Genomic DNA, 14,460 nt, shown 5'->3' with positions numbered 1-14,460 from the left:
GAGGCGGCCGGGCCGGGTGCGTTCCCCGCACGGAAGCCGCCCGGCGGGCCCGCGGGTACGTCCGCGACCGGACCGGGGGCTTCCGGGAGGCGGACAGGGCAACGCTGCACGTCCGCCCCGTAAGGGCGGAGCCCGCCGAGTTCACCGAGACCGTCAGGAACTGGCTCCGAGGAGGGCCCGCAGACATGACCGCGCAGATGAAGCGTCAGATCTTCACCGAGGACCACGAGGCCTTCCGAGAGATCGTGCGGACCTTCCTCGCCAAGGAAGTGATGCCCTACTACGAGCAGTGGGAGAAGGACGGCATCGTCAGCCGGGACGCCTGGCGGGCGGCCGGCAAGCAGGGGCTGCTGGGGCTGGCGGTGCCGGAGGAGTACGGCGGGGGCGGGCAGCACGACTTCCGCTACAGCGCGGTGCTGGCCGAGGAGTTCACCCGGGCCGGCGCCGCCGGCCTCGCCGTGGGCCTGCACAACGACATCATCGGCCCGTATCTGACCACCCTCGCCACCGATGAGCAGAAGCGCCGCTGGCTGCCCGGCTTCTGCAGCGGCGAGATCATTACCGCCATCGCCATGACGGAGCCCGGCGCCGGCTCCGACCTGCAGGGCATCCGCACCCACGCCGAGGACGCCGGCGACCACTGGATCCTCAATGGATCCAAGACCTTCATCTCCAACGGCATCCTCGCCGACCTGGTCATCGTCGTGGCCCGGACGACGCCGGAGGGCGGGGCGCACGGTCTGAGCCTGCTGGTCGTCGAGCGCGGCATGGCGGGCTTCGAGCGGGGCCGCAACCTCGACAAGATCGGGCAGAAGTCCCAGGACACCGCCGAGCTGTTCTTCCAGGACGTCCGCGTCCCCAAGGAGAACCTGCTCGGCGAGCTGAACGGCGCCTTCGTCCATCTGATGACCCACCTCGCCCAGGAGCGGATGGGCATCGCCGTCGCCGGTATCGCCGGCGCCGAACATCTGCTGGAGATCACCAGCCAGTACGTCAAGGAGCGTGAGGCGTTCGGACGGCCGCTGGCCAAGCTCCAGCACATCCGCTTCGAGATAGCCGAGATGGCCACCGAATGCGCCGTCACCCGCGCCTTCCTCGACCGCTGTATCGCCGACCACTCCGCCGGCGAACTGGACGCGGTGCATGCCTCGATGGCCAAGTGGTGGGCCACCGAGCTGCACAAGCGGGTCGCCGACCGCTGTCTGCAACTCCATGGCGGCTACGGCTATATGGCGGAATACCGCGTGGCCAGGGCCTTTACCGACGGCCGTATCCAGACGATCTATGGAGGGACCACCGAGATCATGAAGGAGATCATCGGACGTTCCCTGCTCGGCTGACCCCGGACCGCCCGCGGTCCCACCCGCTGCCCCTGCCTCCACCTCATGCGAAAGGCTTGTTGACTTGAGTACCGAAGCGTACGTATACGACGCGATCCGCACCCCGCGCGGCCGCGGCAAGGCCAATGGAGCACTGCACGGCACCAAGCCGATCGACCTGGTCGTCGGCCTGATCCACGAGGTACGCCGCCGCTTCCCCGGACTCGATCCGGCCGCCGTCGACGACATCGTGCTCGGCGTCGTCGGACCGGTCGGCGACCAGGGCTCCGACATCGCCCGGATCGCGGCGATCGCCGCCGGGCTGCCCGACACCGTCGCCGGCGTACAGGAGAACCGCTTCTGTGCCTCGGGCCTGGAGGCCGTCAACATGGCCGCCGCCAAGGTGCGTTCGGGCTGGGAGGACCTGGTCCTGGCGGGCGGCGTCGAATCCATGTCGCGGGTCCCGATGGCCTCGGACGGCGGCGCCTGGTTCGCCGACCCGATGACCAACTTCGACACCGGCTTCGTCCCGCAGGGCATTGGCGCCGACCTGATCGCCACCATCGAGGGCTACACCCGGCGCGATGTCGACGAATTCGCCGCGCTCTCCCAGGAGCGCGCTGCCGAGGCATGGAAGGACGGCCGCTTCGAGCGCTCCGTCGTCCCGGTCCGCGACCGCAATGGTCTGGTGGTCCTCGACCACGACGAGCACATGCGCCCCGGCACCACCGCCGACTCCCTGGGGGGCCTCAAGCCGTCCTTCGCCACCATCGGCGACGCGGGTGGCTTTGACGCGGTCGCCCTGCAGAAGTACCACTGGGTCGAGAAGATCGACCATGTCCATCACGCCGGCAACTCCTCCGGCATCGTGGACGGCGCGGCGCTCGTCGCCATCGGCTCCAAGGAGGTCGGCGAGCGCTACGGCCTGACCCCGCGGGCCCGCATCATCTCCGCCGCGGTCTCCGGCTCCGAGCCCACGATCATGCTCACCGGCCCGGCGCCCGCCAGCCGTAAGGCCCTCGCCAAGGCCGGGCTGACCATCGACGACATCGACCTCGTCGAGATCAACGAGGCCTTCGCGGCCGTCGTGCTGCGCTTCGTCAAGGACATGGGCCTGAGTCTGGACAAGGTCAATGTCAACGGCGGCGCCATCGCGCTGGGACACCCCCTCGGTGCCACCGGCGCGATGATCCTCGGCACTCTGATCGACGAGCTGGAGCGGCAGGACAAGCGCTACGGCCTGGCCACCCTCTGTGTCGGCGGCGGTATGGGCATCGCCACCGTCATCGAGCGCCTCTGACCGCCCGTCCCATCCCCCTTACGGAGAAGCCACAGTGAGCGAGTCCCCTGCGTCATCGACCATCCGCTGGGAACAGGACGAGACCGGCATCGTCACCCTGGTCCTGGACGACCCCGACCAGTCCGCCAACACCATGAACAACGCCTTCAAGGCCTCCCTGACCGCGGTCGCCGACCGCCTGGAGGCCGAGAAGGACAGCGTCCGCGGCATCATCTTCACCTCCGCCAAGAAGACCTTCTTCGCCGGCGGCGACCTGCGCGATCTGATCGCCGTCACCCCCGACAAGGCCCAGCAGGCATTCGAGGCGGGCAACGGCATCAAGCGCGATCTGCGGCGCATCGAGACCCTCGGCAAGCCCGTCGTCGCCGCGATCAACGGCGCGGCGCTGGGCGGCGGTTACGAGATCGCGCTGGCCTGCCACCACCGCATCGCCCTCGACACCCCCGGTACCAGGATCGGGCTGCCCGAGGTCACCCTCGGTCTGCTGCCGGCCGGCGGCGGCGTCACCCGTACGGTGCGGCTGCTCGGCATCGCCGACGCGCTGCTGAAGGTGCTGCTCCAGGGCACCCAGTACAACGCCACCCGCGCCAAGGACGCCGGCCTGATCCATGAGGTCGCGGCCACCCCCGAGGAACTGCTCGCCCAGGCCCGCGCCTTCATCGAGGAGCATCCCGAATCCCAGCAGCCCTGGGACGTCAAGGGCTACCGCATCCCCGGCGGCACCCCGGCCCAGCCGAAGTTCGCGGCCAACCTCCCGGCGTTCCCCGCCAACCTCAAGAAGCAGCTCAACGGCGCCCCCTACCCGGCCCCGCGCAACATCCTCGCCGCGGCGGTGGAGGGCTCCCAGGTCGACTTCGAGACCGCGCAGACCATCGAGGCGCGCTACTTCGTCGAGCTGGTGACCGGCCAGATCTCCAAGAACATGATCCAGGCGTTCTTCTTCGATCTGCAGGCCGTCAACTCCGGCGCCAACCGCCCCAAGGGCATCGAGCCCCGCACGGTCGAGAAGGTCGCGGTCCTCGGCGCCGGCATGATGGGCGCGGGCATCGCCTACTCCTGCGCCAAGGCCGGGATGCAGGTCGTCCTCAAGGACGTCTCCCTGGAGGCGGCGCAGAAGGGCAAGGCGTACTCCGAAGGCCTGCTCGACAAGGCGCTCTCCCGCGGCCGTACGACCGAGCGGCAGCGCGATGAGCTGCTGGCGCGCATCACGCCCACGGCCGAGCCGACGGATCTCGCGGGCTGCGACGCCGTCATCGAGGCGGTCTTCGAGGACGTGGGCCTCAAGCACAAGGTCTTCAAGGAGATCCAGCACATCGTCGCGCCTGACGCGCTGCTGTGCTCCAACACCTCCACGCTGCCCATCACGCTGTTGTCCGAGGGCGTCGAGCGCGACCAGGACTTCATCGGGCTGCACTTCTTCTCACCGGTCGACAAGATGCCGCTGGTGGAGATCATCAAGGGCGAGCGGACCGGTGACGAGGCGCTGGCCCGCGCCTTCGACCTGGTCCGCCAGATCAAGAAGACCCCGATCGTCGTCAATGACTCACGCGGCTTCTTCACCTCCCGCGTCATCGGCCACTTCATCAACGAAGGTGTGGCGATGATCGGGGAGGGCCTCGACCCGGTCTCCGTCGAGCAGGCCGCCGCCCAGGCCGGCTACCCGGCCAAGGTGCTGTCCCTGATGGACGAGCTGACCCTCACCCTGCCGCGCAAGATCCGCGAGGAGACCAAGCGGGCGGTCGAGGAGTCCGGCGGCAGCTGGCAGCCGCACCCGGCCGACGCGGTCATCGACCGGATGGTCGACGAGTTCGGCCGGCCCGGCCGCAGTGGTGGCGGGGGCTTCTACGAGTACGGCGAGGACGGCAAGCGCACCGGTCTGTGGCCGGGGCTGCGCGAGCACTTCGCCCAGAAGGACGCCGCCGTCCCGTTCATCGACATGCAGGAGCGGATGCTCTTCTCCGAGGCGCTGGACACCGTCCGCTGCTTCGAGGAGGGCGTGCTCACCTCCGTCGCGGACGCCAACATCGGCTCCATCCTCGGCATCGGCTTCCCGGGCTGGACCGGCGGCGTGATCCAGTACATCAACGGCTACGAAGGTGGTCTGCCCGGCTTCGTGGCCCGCGCCCGTGAGCTGCAGGAAGCCTACGGAGACCGGTTTGCGCCGTCCGCGCTGCTGGTCGAAAAGGCCGAGAAGGGCGAGAAGTTCAGCGACTGACCGGTCAGGGGGGCGGGCCCCGGCGGCCCGCCCCCGTCACCCCTCGGGGGTGCGGCTCCCGTGGCTCCGGTCGCCCTCCATGCCGAACGACTCCCGCAGCTCCTGCTTCATCGACCGCTGGAAGGCGGTCACCAGTGCCTGTACCACCATCGGCTGCATATGGGCCGAGAGCGACTTCATCCGCGCCATCTCGTCCTCGTCCGGCCCGCCGCCCCGGTTCGGCTCCCACACCTCGTCCTTGAAGAGCCGGCTCAGCTCCCGGGCCGCCGAGCGGGTGTGCTCGATGACGACGCTGCGCGCCGCGAGGATGGTCTCCAGGGAGATCGGGACGTCCAGCAGCCGGGTGCCCAGGTGCAGCAGCCCCGGGTCGACGCGGAAGACCCGGGGATCATCGGTCCGTACGAGCACACTCATGGCCGCCAGCCGGTCCAGATCCTCCTCCGTCAGCGCCCTGCCGACCCGCCGCTCCAGCTGGTCCCGGGTGGCGTCCTCGGCCTTGTCCGGGATCCAACTCGCCACCAGCGCCCGGTGGATGGCCAGATCCTGGGCGCTCAGATCGGGCGGCAGCTGCTCCAGATAGCGTTCGATCGCGGACAGCGTCAGGCCCTGGTGCTGGAGCTCCTCGATGAGGGCGAGCCGCGAGAGGTGGTCCGGTCCGTAGCGGCCGACCCGGCGGGGACCGATCTCCGGCGGTGGCAGCAGACCACGTGTGCTGTAGAAGCGGATCGTGCGGACCGTGACGCCGGCGCGGGCGGCCAGTTCGTCGACCGTCAGGTCGGGGGTGGCGGGCTCCATCATGTTCAACAGTATTGCTGTCTCACCACTTGTGTGAAACCTCCTGAACCCTCTTCCCCCTGTGCGCAGCGCTGCCGCTGGGCCCCGAGCACCATCCGCCGGTTTCCGCTCGCTCGGCGTACGACACAGCGAGATCGTGCTCCTCATCACCAGGTCGTGCCCCTCATAAAGGGCAACCGCCCCGAATACCGGCTCAGCGACCTCGCCCCGGTGCATTCCGGTCGGTCCTGTGACCATCCCGACGTGCGGGCCGAAGTGGAGCGCGCTGTCGCGGAGGCAAACGCGCGTCGCAGCCGATCGGAACACGTCAAGAAGTTCTCCTTGCCGGCCGAGGAGTGGCGTCCGGAATCGGATGAACTGAGGCCCTCCTTGAAATTGTGAGGCCGGGAAATTCACTAGAAATACGGACAAATCTTGGATGGCCTATACACGCTGTGATCTTGCCCACAGACGGGGGAGCCCTCTTCAGGGAAGGTGTGCCGTCGGCCGTCCGCGTGATCCGCGGGACTTCCAGGCCATGGCTTCAGCGCCTGCCCGAAAGCGAGATGCACCACCAGTGAGCACAGAAACCGTCACCGAGACAGCCCACAGGTCACCTGACGGGGGGCGCGGCACGCAGCAGGATGCGGGCGACGCGGGCTATAGCAAGGGCCTCAAGGGCCGGCATGTGAACATGATCGCCATCGGTGGAGCGATCGGTACCGGCCTCTTCCTGGGCGCCGGTGGCCGACTGCACTCCGCCGGACCCGCGCTGGCCATCGCCTACGCGGTCTGCGGCATGTTCGCCTTCTTCGTCGTCCGGGCCCTGGGCGAGCTGGTGCTGCACCGACCGTCGTCCGGTTCGTTCGTCTCCTACGCCCGTGAGTTCCTGGGGGAGAAGGGCGCCTACGTCGCCGGCTGGATGTACGTCGTCAACTGGTCGACGACCGGTATCGCCGACATCACGGCGATCGCCCTTTACACCCACTACTGGAGCCTGTTCACCGATATCCCGCAGTGGGTCATGGCGCTCATCGCGCTCGCGGTCGTGCTGACCGTGAACCTGATCTCGGTGAAGATCTTCGGTGAGCTGGAGTTCTGGTTCGCGATCATCAAGGTCGCGGCGCTGGTCGCGTTCATGCTCATCGGCATCTTCCTGCTGGCCACCCAGCACCCGGTCGGCGGGCACACACCAGGGCTGGATCTGCTCACCGACCACGGCGGGCTCTTCCCGACCGGTCTGCTGCCCGTGGTGATCGTGCTCCAGGGCGTGGTCTTCGCCTACTCCGCGGTGGAGCTGGTCGGTGTGACCGCCGGTGAGACCGACGAGCCGGAGAAGGTCGTGCCGAAGGCCGTCAACTCCATCATGTGGCGGGTGGGCGTCTTCTACGTCGGCTCGGTGATCCTGCTCGCGATGCTGCTGCCGTGGAACAAGTACGTCGGCGGCGAGAGCCCCTTCGTCACGGTGCTGTCCAACGTCGGTGTGCCGGCGGCGGGCGACGTCATGAACCTCGTGGTGCTGACCGCGGCGATGTCCAGTCTGAACTCCGGGCTCTACTCGACCGGCCGCATTCTGCGCTCCATGTCGATGGCGGGCTCCGCGCCCAGGTTCGCGGGCCTGATGAACCGCAACCAGGTGCCGTACGGCGGCATCATGCTCACCTCCGCGGTGTGTGTGCTGGGTGTCGGGCTCAACTACGTCATGCCGGGCGAGGCCTTCGAGATCGTGCTGAACATCGCGGCGCTGGGCATCATCAGCACCTGGTGCACGATCATGGTCTGCCACATGGTGTTCGTGCGCCGGTCGAAGGAAGGCCTGGTCGACCGCCCGCGCTTCCGGCTCCCCGGCACGCCGGTCACCGATATCGTCACCATCGCCTTCCTGCTCGGCGTCATCGTCCTGATGTGGTTCGACGACGGTGTCGGCCGGCAGACCGTGATGCTGATCCCGGTCCTCGCCATCGCGCTGGTCGGCGGCTGGTTCGCGGTGCGCGGCCGGGTGAGCCGGATCGCCGCGGAACGCGAGCTGTCGAAGTAGTCACGCAGCGGTTGACGTAGTCACGCACCAGCGGACGCCTGCGTCATCAAGGGCGGTCGAGGAAGCCGGAAGGCTTCCGCGACCGCCCTTTCGCCTCGTCGGCTCCGGCGGGCGGCGGGCCCGGAGGCCCGGCCCGATGAACCCGGCCGAGGGCAGGTCCAACGCCGCCATCGCCGGCGGCCTGCACATCAGCGAGAGCGCCGTCGCCAAGCACCACGATCCCCGGGCGGCGCGCCGAGCTGCGGAAGACGGAACTTGACGCGCCGCCGGACGACGAACGGCCGCAACCCGGCCCGGTGCGGCCTCAGGGGCTACTAGCCGACGGTACCTGTGACGGGGTAATGGTCCGAGAGATTGGTGTACGTGTAGTCCTTGCCCCAGCTGGAGACCGTCCAGGGCGCCGACTCCTCCTTGGTCACGGTGTTCCGCCAGCCGGCGGGACGGGCGTGGCCGTTGCGGTACAGGACGTAGTCCAGGTCCTCGCGGGGGTCGTCCGGGTAGCGGTACTTCGCTATGGAGTTCTCCTGGGTGTCGAAGGAGTAGGGGTGGCCCGTGCGGCTGTCGGCGGGCGCCAGGTCGGCATTGCCGAGCAGCGCGTCGTACTCGGCGCTGTGGGAGTCGACGTTCAGATCGCCGGCGACCATCACCGCCTCGTCCGCCGGGATGTTCTTGGCGTCCAGGAAGGCGTCCATCTCCTTGAGTTGCTTGGCGCGGTCACCCGCCGCCTCGCCCGCCGCGCAGCCCGGGTCGGTGGACTGGGTGTGGGTGCCGACCACATGCACCTTGGTGCCGTTGGCATCCAACACGGCATAAACGAAGCCCTTGTTGGAGAGGTCGTCCGCACCGCAGGCGTCCTTGTAGACGTACTGCTCCTTGCGCAGGATCGGCCACTTGCTCAGCACCGTGACCCCACCGTCCTCCGGGGTCACGGCGGAGTAGGCGCCGCCGGTGGCGTCCCAGCCGCTCCGGCTCCGGCCCATCACCGGAGTCTGGTGCGGATACTGCGCGGCGGCCCGGGACTTCAGCGCCTCGGAGGAGGAGTTGTCGAACGCTTCCTGGAGCACGACAACGTCCTGGCCCTGGAAGAAGTCCGCGGCCGCGATCGCCTGGGCGCGGTGGTCCTGACCCCAGTTGGGATAGAGGTTCTTGCTCATGAGGAAGACGTTGTAGCTGAGCACCTTCAATTGGGGGGTGGCGGCGGCTGACGCGGAGGGGGCCGCGGTCGCCACCGTGACCGCGGCGAGGGCCGTGGCGAGGGCGGCGATCCGGGGCTTGCGCAGCGCTGAGTGCGACACTGAATCTCCCTGTGGGGGGTGGGGACATGAACCAGCGTCGCTTATCCAAGCAGCTGAGGTTACTTCCAGGTAACCGTCTGGTGGGCGCGAGATTGACGGACCGAAGCTTTTGTTGAAGAGGCCGGTGCCCCGGGTCAGGGCAGGGCTACGGGCCTGTGCGGACCGCGCCGCAGGCCGTGTGTACGGCGGCCAGGGCGGTGACGGCGCTCTGGGTCCAGGACATCATCGTCCGTTCGCGGGTCGACGGATCGTCGCAGGCCGGGCGGCCGAACGCGCCGCAGGAACTCTGCTGGGTGAGAAGGAAGGAGACGGTGTCGCGGGTGATGCGGTGCTGCGCCCGCCCGGCGCGAGCCGAGTCCCGGACGAAGCCGGCGAGATGCCCCAGGTGGTAGTTCTTCCAGGCGCCGGGCAGGTCGGCGGCGGCCGTCTCCGGCGCCGGGTGCGGCGCATCGGCTCCACCGGTCAGCGCGGCCGCACGCTGCGGGGTGAGCAGCCCCAGACCGACGAGGCGCCGGACGTTGTGCACTGCCTGCGGCGGCACCCGGTCCAGGAGTTCGACGGCGGCGACGGTGGACTTGAGAAACAGGTCGAGTGAGGCGCAGGTGATCCCGTGAGCCCGCAGCCCGTGCGCGAATTCACCGACGACCTCCATCCCGTGCCCCTGCCATACTTCCGCGTCCGCGTCCGCGAGACGGGCGGAGAAATCGAGGAGCAGGGGGCGGGCGAGCTCGGGTTCCGCCAGGGCCTCGGCCGCATGCGCGACGGCCGCCGCGGCGGGCAGGGACGTGGCCGGGGCGTGGCGCCCACTCGTGTCTGCCAGCCACACCACGGCCCGCCGTAGCGGCTGCTCCACGGCCGGGCGGGGCGTCGGCGCGGACGGCCGGGGCCTCCGCACCACCCTGGGACTGCGGTCCAGGAGCGCGGCCAGGGCCGCGACGATGGTGGTGTGGTAGCCGGTGGCCCAGTGCCGGTACGCGTCGTCGCCGTCGGCGAGTCCGGGGTGGACCACACCGGCCGGCCCGTTGACCCGCCCGTCCGCCTCTTGCACCGCCGTGAGGAACTCCCATGCCCGGCGGGCTTCCCCGGAGTCCCTCACCCCGAGGCATAGCAGGCAGCACAGAAGCTCCCCCACCAGGTCGGCATTCTGCTGGCCGAGGGTGAGCACCAGGAGCGCTTCGAGCAGTTCCACCGCCGCGCCCGGATCGAAGTCCCGGGGCCAGCGGGGCTCACGGAGACCGAAATCCGTGGCGTAGAAGATCGTGTGGGTGAGGGCGTAGATATCGCGATCGCTGAGCTTGATGACATTCGGGCGCTGGCAGAGCAGGGTGAACGGCAGGACGTCGTCCATGGCCGGCAGGGTGTGCGGGACGCCGCACAGCTCCAGGGTGTGCAGCAGATCGAGCTGCCGGTACGGAATCCGCTCGAAGGCCGCCGCGTATCCGCCGGCCGCGGCCTGAGTGAGCAGTTGCCGGAATTCCGGGTCCTCGCGTCCGCAGAGTCGGAGTGCCGCATAGGTTCCCGCGTACAGCAGGAGGGCGGCTTCGTCCCGGGCGATCAGTTCCCGGTAGGAGGGGCGGGCCGCGATCCCCTCGACCTGGTCGAGGAGGTCGGCGTAGTCGCCGTCCAGTGGTTCCGGGGCGAGGCGCGCCCGCAGTCCCACGAGGAACGCGGTTTCGATGAGGGCCTTGCGGGCGAACAGCACCCGGTCCGTGGCGGCTTCGGCCGGGTCGATCAGAGTGCGGCGCGCAGCGAGCCAGGCGACTGCCCGGGACTCCACCGCGCGCCTTTGTGACGAGCCGTCACCGGGTTGCGTCGTGTTCATGGAATGCCTCCCGGCGATCGGCGCGGTCTATGGATCAGTTGCCCGCAGCGGAGTCGTCGTCCGCGACCTGGTTGGCGACCACGAGGACGTAGCGCTCCCAGGCGAGCACGTAGCCGGCCACGTCGTCGAGCTGGCTGACCTGGTCGACGACCCGCGAGAGCGGAACGCTGAGGTCGACGAGTCCGCTGGTCCTCAGAAAGTCGAGAGCCTTGCGGGCATCAACCGGAGGGGGAGGGCAGGACATGGGTTGCTCCTTTTGGGTGGTTTGGAAGGACAGTGCGAGTGTCGCGTTCCGTGACCTACTTGTCACTATCCGCGCCTGATGGGAAAAGTGGGGATTTGATCGCCCCAGCTCAGGGGTTTATCTCGCGGGAAAACCACTCTTGAAGGTGAATGTCGACTATGGGGTCAAGGTGGTTTTGGTGGGGTGATGTCGCACGGACGGGTGTCGAGTGGCGACGTATACTTCGCCGCCCTGCTCGGCGGGCCGGAATCCAGAGGCCGTGCCACAAGGGGTGAATCAAGCGGCGAATCAAGCGGCGAGCGGCCCGTCGCTGATGCCTGTCAGTGGTGCCGAACCCCTTGCGCCTGTCTGCTTGCACCCGTCCGCGTCCAACTCGCGTGCCCGCACAGCTGCTTTCGGTATCCTCCCGGCCCAGGGCCTCTGGCTTTTGCATCAGTCCGGGCCCGGTGGGGCGATGCCGCAGAGGTGTTGAGGAGTCGGCTCGCCCGCGGAAGCCGCCGATGCGCCCGCGCTGCGTGTGCGCCTCGGCCCGAGGCGGCCGGGAAGTGGTGGTGCCGGCTGCGGGATTTCGCCGGATCGGTGTGCGTGCCGGCCGGTGCCGCCGCCGTGGACCGCCGTGGGGCCTGTTCCGGCGCGCCGGGCGGGCGGGCAGGCGGACGGCGGTGCGGAGGGGACCCCGCGTCCGTCGATCGCGGAGAGTCACCGTATGATGATTAATACCATGAATGCGGTAAAAAATGACCCAGAACCCCCGCCGGTCGGAGGTGTGCTCTGGTCGCTGGCCGGGGACATCCGCATGCTGCTGACGCTGCCGCCCGCACTGGCCATGCAGGTTGCCCACCCGGCGGTGGGCGCCGGTGTGGACGACCACTCCGTGTTCCGTACGGACCCCTGGGGGCGCGGTGAGCGGTCGCTGACCTCGCTGCAATTGTGGGTGTACGGAGGGGAGGCCGCCGCAGCGGAGGGGCGCCGGCTGCGAGCGCTGCACCGGACCATCCAGGGGACCGACGCGCACGGCCGCGCCTACCATGCGCTCACCCCCGCCTACTACGCCTGGGTGCACGCCACCGGCTACCCCGTCTTCCGTCACGCGCAGCACTATCTCGGCCGCCCCTTCACCGAGGCGCAGGAGCGGCAGCTGTATGCGGAGTGGCTCCAGGTCGGCCGGGTCCTGGGGATCCATGACCGCGATATGCCGCAGACCATCGAGGAGTTCTGGCCGTACTACCAGAAGGTCCTCGACAACGAACTCGAAGAGACCGTCGTGGTCAGGGAGTTGCTGGCGACCGACCCGCCGTTGCCGGCTCCCGACCGCGGTCCGCGATGGCTGCGGCTGCTCCTCCGGCTGTCCTGGCCGTGGCTGCGCCCACGGTTCGCCCGCGTCCGGCGCTTCGTCACGATCGGGCTGATGCCGCCGGAGGCCCGGCAGGCCATCGGGCTGGAGTGGACGGACGCCCAGGAGCGCAGGCTGCGACGTCTCGGACGGGTCGTCCGCGCCGTGGTGCCGGTGCTCCCGGAGCGGCTGCGGTACATGCCGATCGCGCGCCGGGCCCGGGAGGCGGCGCGCGGGTGACGACGCGGCGCGCGTACGGAGCCGGGGGGTGCCCCGGCTCCGTCCCGTTCAGCGTCCGCGCACCGGCTCAGTGCCCGTGCACGTCGTGCGTCGCCGCGATCTGCTTCCACGATTTAGGCTCGGCGACCGGCGTCTGACGGGCGCCGAGGGCCTGCTTGGCCGCGCCCGCCGTGGGCTTGGACGGCTGGAAGAGCCAGGTGTCGAAGAAGCCGGACAGCTGCTTGCCGGACTTCTTCTCGGCGAACTTCACGAAGTCGGCCACCGACGCGTTGCCGTACTTGTTCTCCGTCGGCCAGGACTTGAGGAGGCCGAAGAAGACCTTGTCGCCGACCTTGTTGCGGAGCGCCTGGAGGGTCAGCGCGCCACGGTCGTAGACCGCGCCGTCGAACTGGTTCTCCGCGCCCGGGTTGCCCGGCTTGACCTTCCAGAAGGGGTCGTCGGCCGGGTGCTGGGCGTAGACATAGTCCGCCAGCTCCTGGGCGGTGCCCTCGCCCTCCTTCTCCGACCACAGCCACTGGCTGTAGGCGGCGAAGCCCTCGTTGATCCAGATGTCCTTCCAGTCCTTCAGCGAGACGCTGTCGCCGTACCACTGGTGCGCCAGTTCGTGCACCACGACGGACACGTTCGTGCCGCGGTCGAAGGCCTTCTTGCCGTAGAACGGGCGGGTCTGGGTCTCCAGGGCGTATCCGGCCGGCACGTTCGGGACGTAGCCGCCCACCGCGCTGAACGGGTAGGCGCCGAAGACGCTCTCCAGCCACTCGGTGATCTCGGTGGTGCGCTCGATGCTCGCCTTCGCCGAGCCCTCGTTCGCGCCGAGGTCCTTGCTGACGGCGTTGAGGACCGGCAGGCCGTTCGCGGTCTTGTCGGTGGTGATGTCGAACTTGCCGACGGCCAGCGTCGTCAGATAGGTCGCCTGCGGCTTGTCCGAGCGCCAGTTGTAGCGCGTCCAGCCCAGCTTGGAGGACTGCGAGGCCAGCACCCCGTTGCTCAGTGCCTGGGTGCCGTCCGGGACCGCCACCGAGATGTCGTAGGTCGCCTTGTCGGTGGGGTGGTCGTTGCTCGGGAACCACCACACGGCGGCGTCCGGTTCCTGCGCCACCACACCGCCGTCCGGCGTACGGGCCCAGGCGCTGTAGCCGTCTATTTTGAGCTCGGAGGGCTTGCCCGCGTAGCGGACCACGACGCTGATCTGCTTGCCCTTCTCCAGCGGCGTGGCCGGAGTGACCTCCAGCTCGTGCTTGCCGGACGTGGCGAAGGAGGCCTTCTTGCCGTTGATCCGGATCTCACTGACCTTGAGGCCGAAGTCCAGGTTGAAGCGGGAGAGATCCTGGGTGGTGGTGGCCAGCAGCGTGGCCGTGCCCTCCAGCAGGTCCGTCTTCGGCTGGTACTTGAGTCGCAGGTCGTAGTGGGAAACGTCGTATCCGCCGTTTCCGCTCTCGGGGTAGTAGGTGTCGCCCACACCCGGAGCGCCCGGTGTGAAGTCGGCCGCGGAGGCTGGGATCGCCATCAGCAGGCTGAGTGCGGCCGCGCCGGGGACGAGGAGTCTGTGACGCACGAGTCCTCCAACTCGTAGGGGGGATGGCTCTGTTCAGACCCTATGTACTGCGCCGGGTCAGCGTCATGTACATGGCCCGATCTGACACATGACCGACATGAACCACCATCCGTCCCTCCGGCCCGCCACGCGCCGCCGTCCCCGTCCGCCACGGCCCGCAGCGGATGGCGCCGCGGTCACGGCGGAAGATTCCGGACCGCCCGCGCGGCACAAAAGCGACCCATGGATCTTTTTTCGGACCTCGGCGGGCCCGTGGTGCCCGGACACGCTCTTACGCAGGGGAGTTGAGCCGCGCTACCGTCCGCCCGTGACGAATCCTGCGCGG

At 69.0% G+C, this 14,460-nt stretch carries 10 protein-coding genes; 5 read left to right on the top strand and 5 right to left on the bottom strand.

All coding sequences use genetic code 11. The features are described 5' to 3' along the window. The first annotated feature begins 197 nt into the window (after positions 1-197). The 3 genes from AB0C46_RS08230 to AB0C46_RS08220 all read left to right on the top strand — a co-directional run bounded on the left by AB0C46_RS08230 (position 198) and on the right by AB0C46_RS08220 (position 4,834). Positions 198-1,340: an acyl-CoA dehydrogenase family protein gene (locus tag AB0C46_RS08230; RefSeq protein ID WP_362827012.1), complete on the top strand. Its 1,143-nt coding sequence runs from the start codon at positions 198-200 to the stop codon at positions 1,338-1,340. Between the two features lie 64 nt (positions 1,341-1,404). Next, positions 1,405-2,619 (top strand): acetyl-CoA C-acetyltransferase, encoded by a 1,215-nt coding sequence (locus AB0C46_RS08225; RefSeq protein ID WP_127153985.1) that lies wholly within the window; start codon positions 1,405-1,407, stop codon positions 2,617-2,619. A 34-nt stretch (positions 2,620-2,653) separates the two neighbouring features. Further along, a complete protein-coding gene (locus tag AB0C46_RS08220; RefSeq protein WP_362826671.1) occupies positions 2,654-4,834 on the top strand; it encodes a 3-hydroxyacyl-CoA dehydrogenase NAD-binding domain-containing protein in 2,181 nt (726 codons plus the stop codon). A gap of 36 nt (positions 4,835-4,870) precedes the next feature. Here AB0C46_RS08220 and AB0C46_RS08215 read toward each other — a convergent pair whose 3' ends face one another. Further along, positions 4,871-5,632: a MerR family transcriptional regulator gene (locus AB0C46_RS08215; protein ID WP_362826669.1), complete on the bottom strand. Its 762-nt coding sequence runs from the start codon at positions 5,630-5,632 to the stop codon at positions 4,871-4,873. Between the two features lie 553 nt (positions 5,633-6,185). Here AB0C46_RS08215 and AB0C46_RS08210 point away from each other — a divergent pair. Next, positions 6,186-7,646, top strand: coding sequence for an amino acid permease (locus AB0C46_RS08210; RefSeq protein ID WP_362826667.1), 1,461 nt, complete (start codon positions 6,186-6,188; stop codon positions 7,644-7,646). Positions 7,647-7,960: 314 nt separating this feature from the next. Here AB0C46_RS08210 and sph read toward each other — a convergent pair whose 3' ends face one another. From sph to AB0C46_RS08195, 3 genes are all read right to left on the bottom strand, one after another. Beyond that, positions 7,961-8,941, bottom strand: coding sequence for a sphingomyelin phosphodiesterase (sph, locus tag AB0C46_RS08205; protein WP_362826666.1), 981 nt, complete (start codon positions 8,939-8,941; stop codon positions 7,961-7,963). Between the two features lie 145 nt (positions 8,942-9,086). Beyond that, positions 9,087-10,763 (bottom strand): hypothetical protein, encoded by a 1,677-nt coding sequence (locus tag AB0C46_RS08200; RefSeq protein WP_362826665.1) that lies wholly within the window; start codon positions 10,761-10,763, stop codon positions 9,087-9,089. A gap of 34 nt (positions 10,764-10,797) precedes the next feature. Further along, complete coding sequence (locus AB0C46_RS08195) at positions 10,798-11,007, bottom strand: hypothetical protein (protein ID WP_362826663.1); 210 nt, start codon at positions 11,005-11,007, stop codon at positions 10,798-10,800. 721 nt (positions 11,008-11,728) lie between these two features. On the opposite strand from AB0C46_RS08195, the gene AB0C46_RS08190 reads away from it, so the two are divergent. After that, complete coding sequence (locus AB0C46_RS08190; RefSeq protein WP_362826662.1) at positions 11,729-12,580, top strand: oxygenase MpaB family protein; 852 nt, start codon at positions 11,729-11,731, stop codon at positions 12,578-12,580. 67 nt (positions 12,581-12,647) lie between these two features. Here AB0C46_RS08190 and AB0C46_RS08185 read toward each other — a convergent pair whose 3' ends face one another. Beyond that, positions 12,648-14,135, bottom strand: coding sequence for a M1 family metallopeptidase (locus AB0C46_RS08185; protein ID WP_362826661.1), 1,488 nt, complete (start codon positions 14,133-14,135; stop codon positions 12,648-12,650). Between the last annotated feature and the right edge of the window lie 325 nt (positions 14,136-14,460).

Source organism: Streptomyces sp. NPDC048637, assembly GCF_040650675.1.
GTDB lineage: Bacteria > Actinomycetota > Actinomycetes > Streptomycetales > Streptomycetaceae > Streptomyces.
The sequence above is the reverse complement of the archived record's forward strand: the minus strand, read 5'-3'. Positions and strand labels throughout refer to the sequence as shown.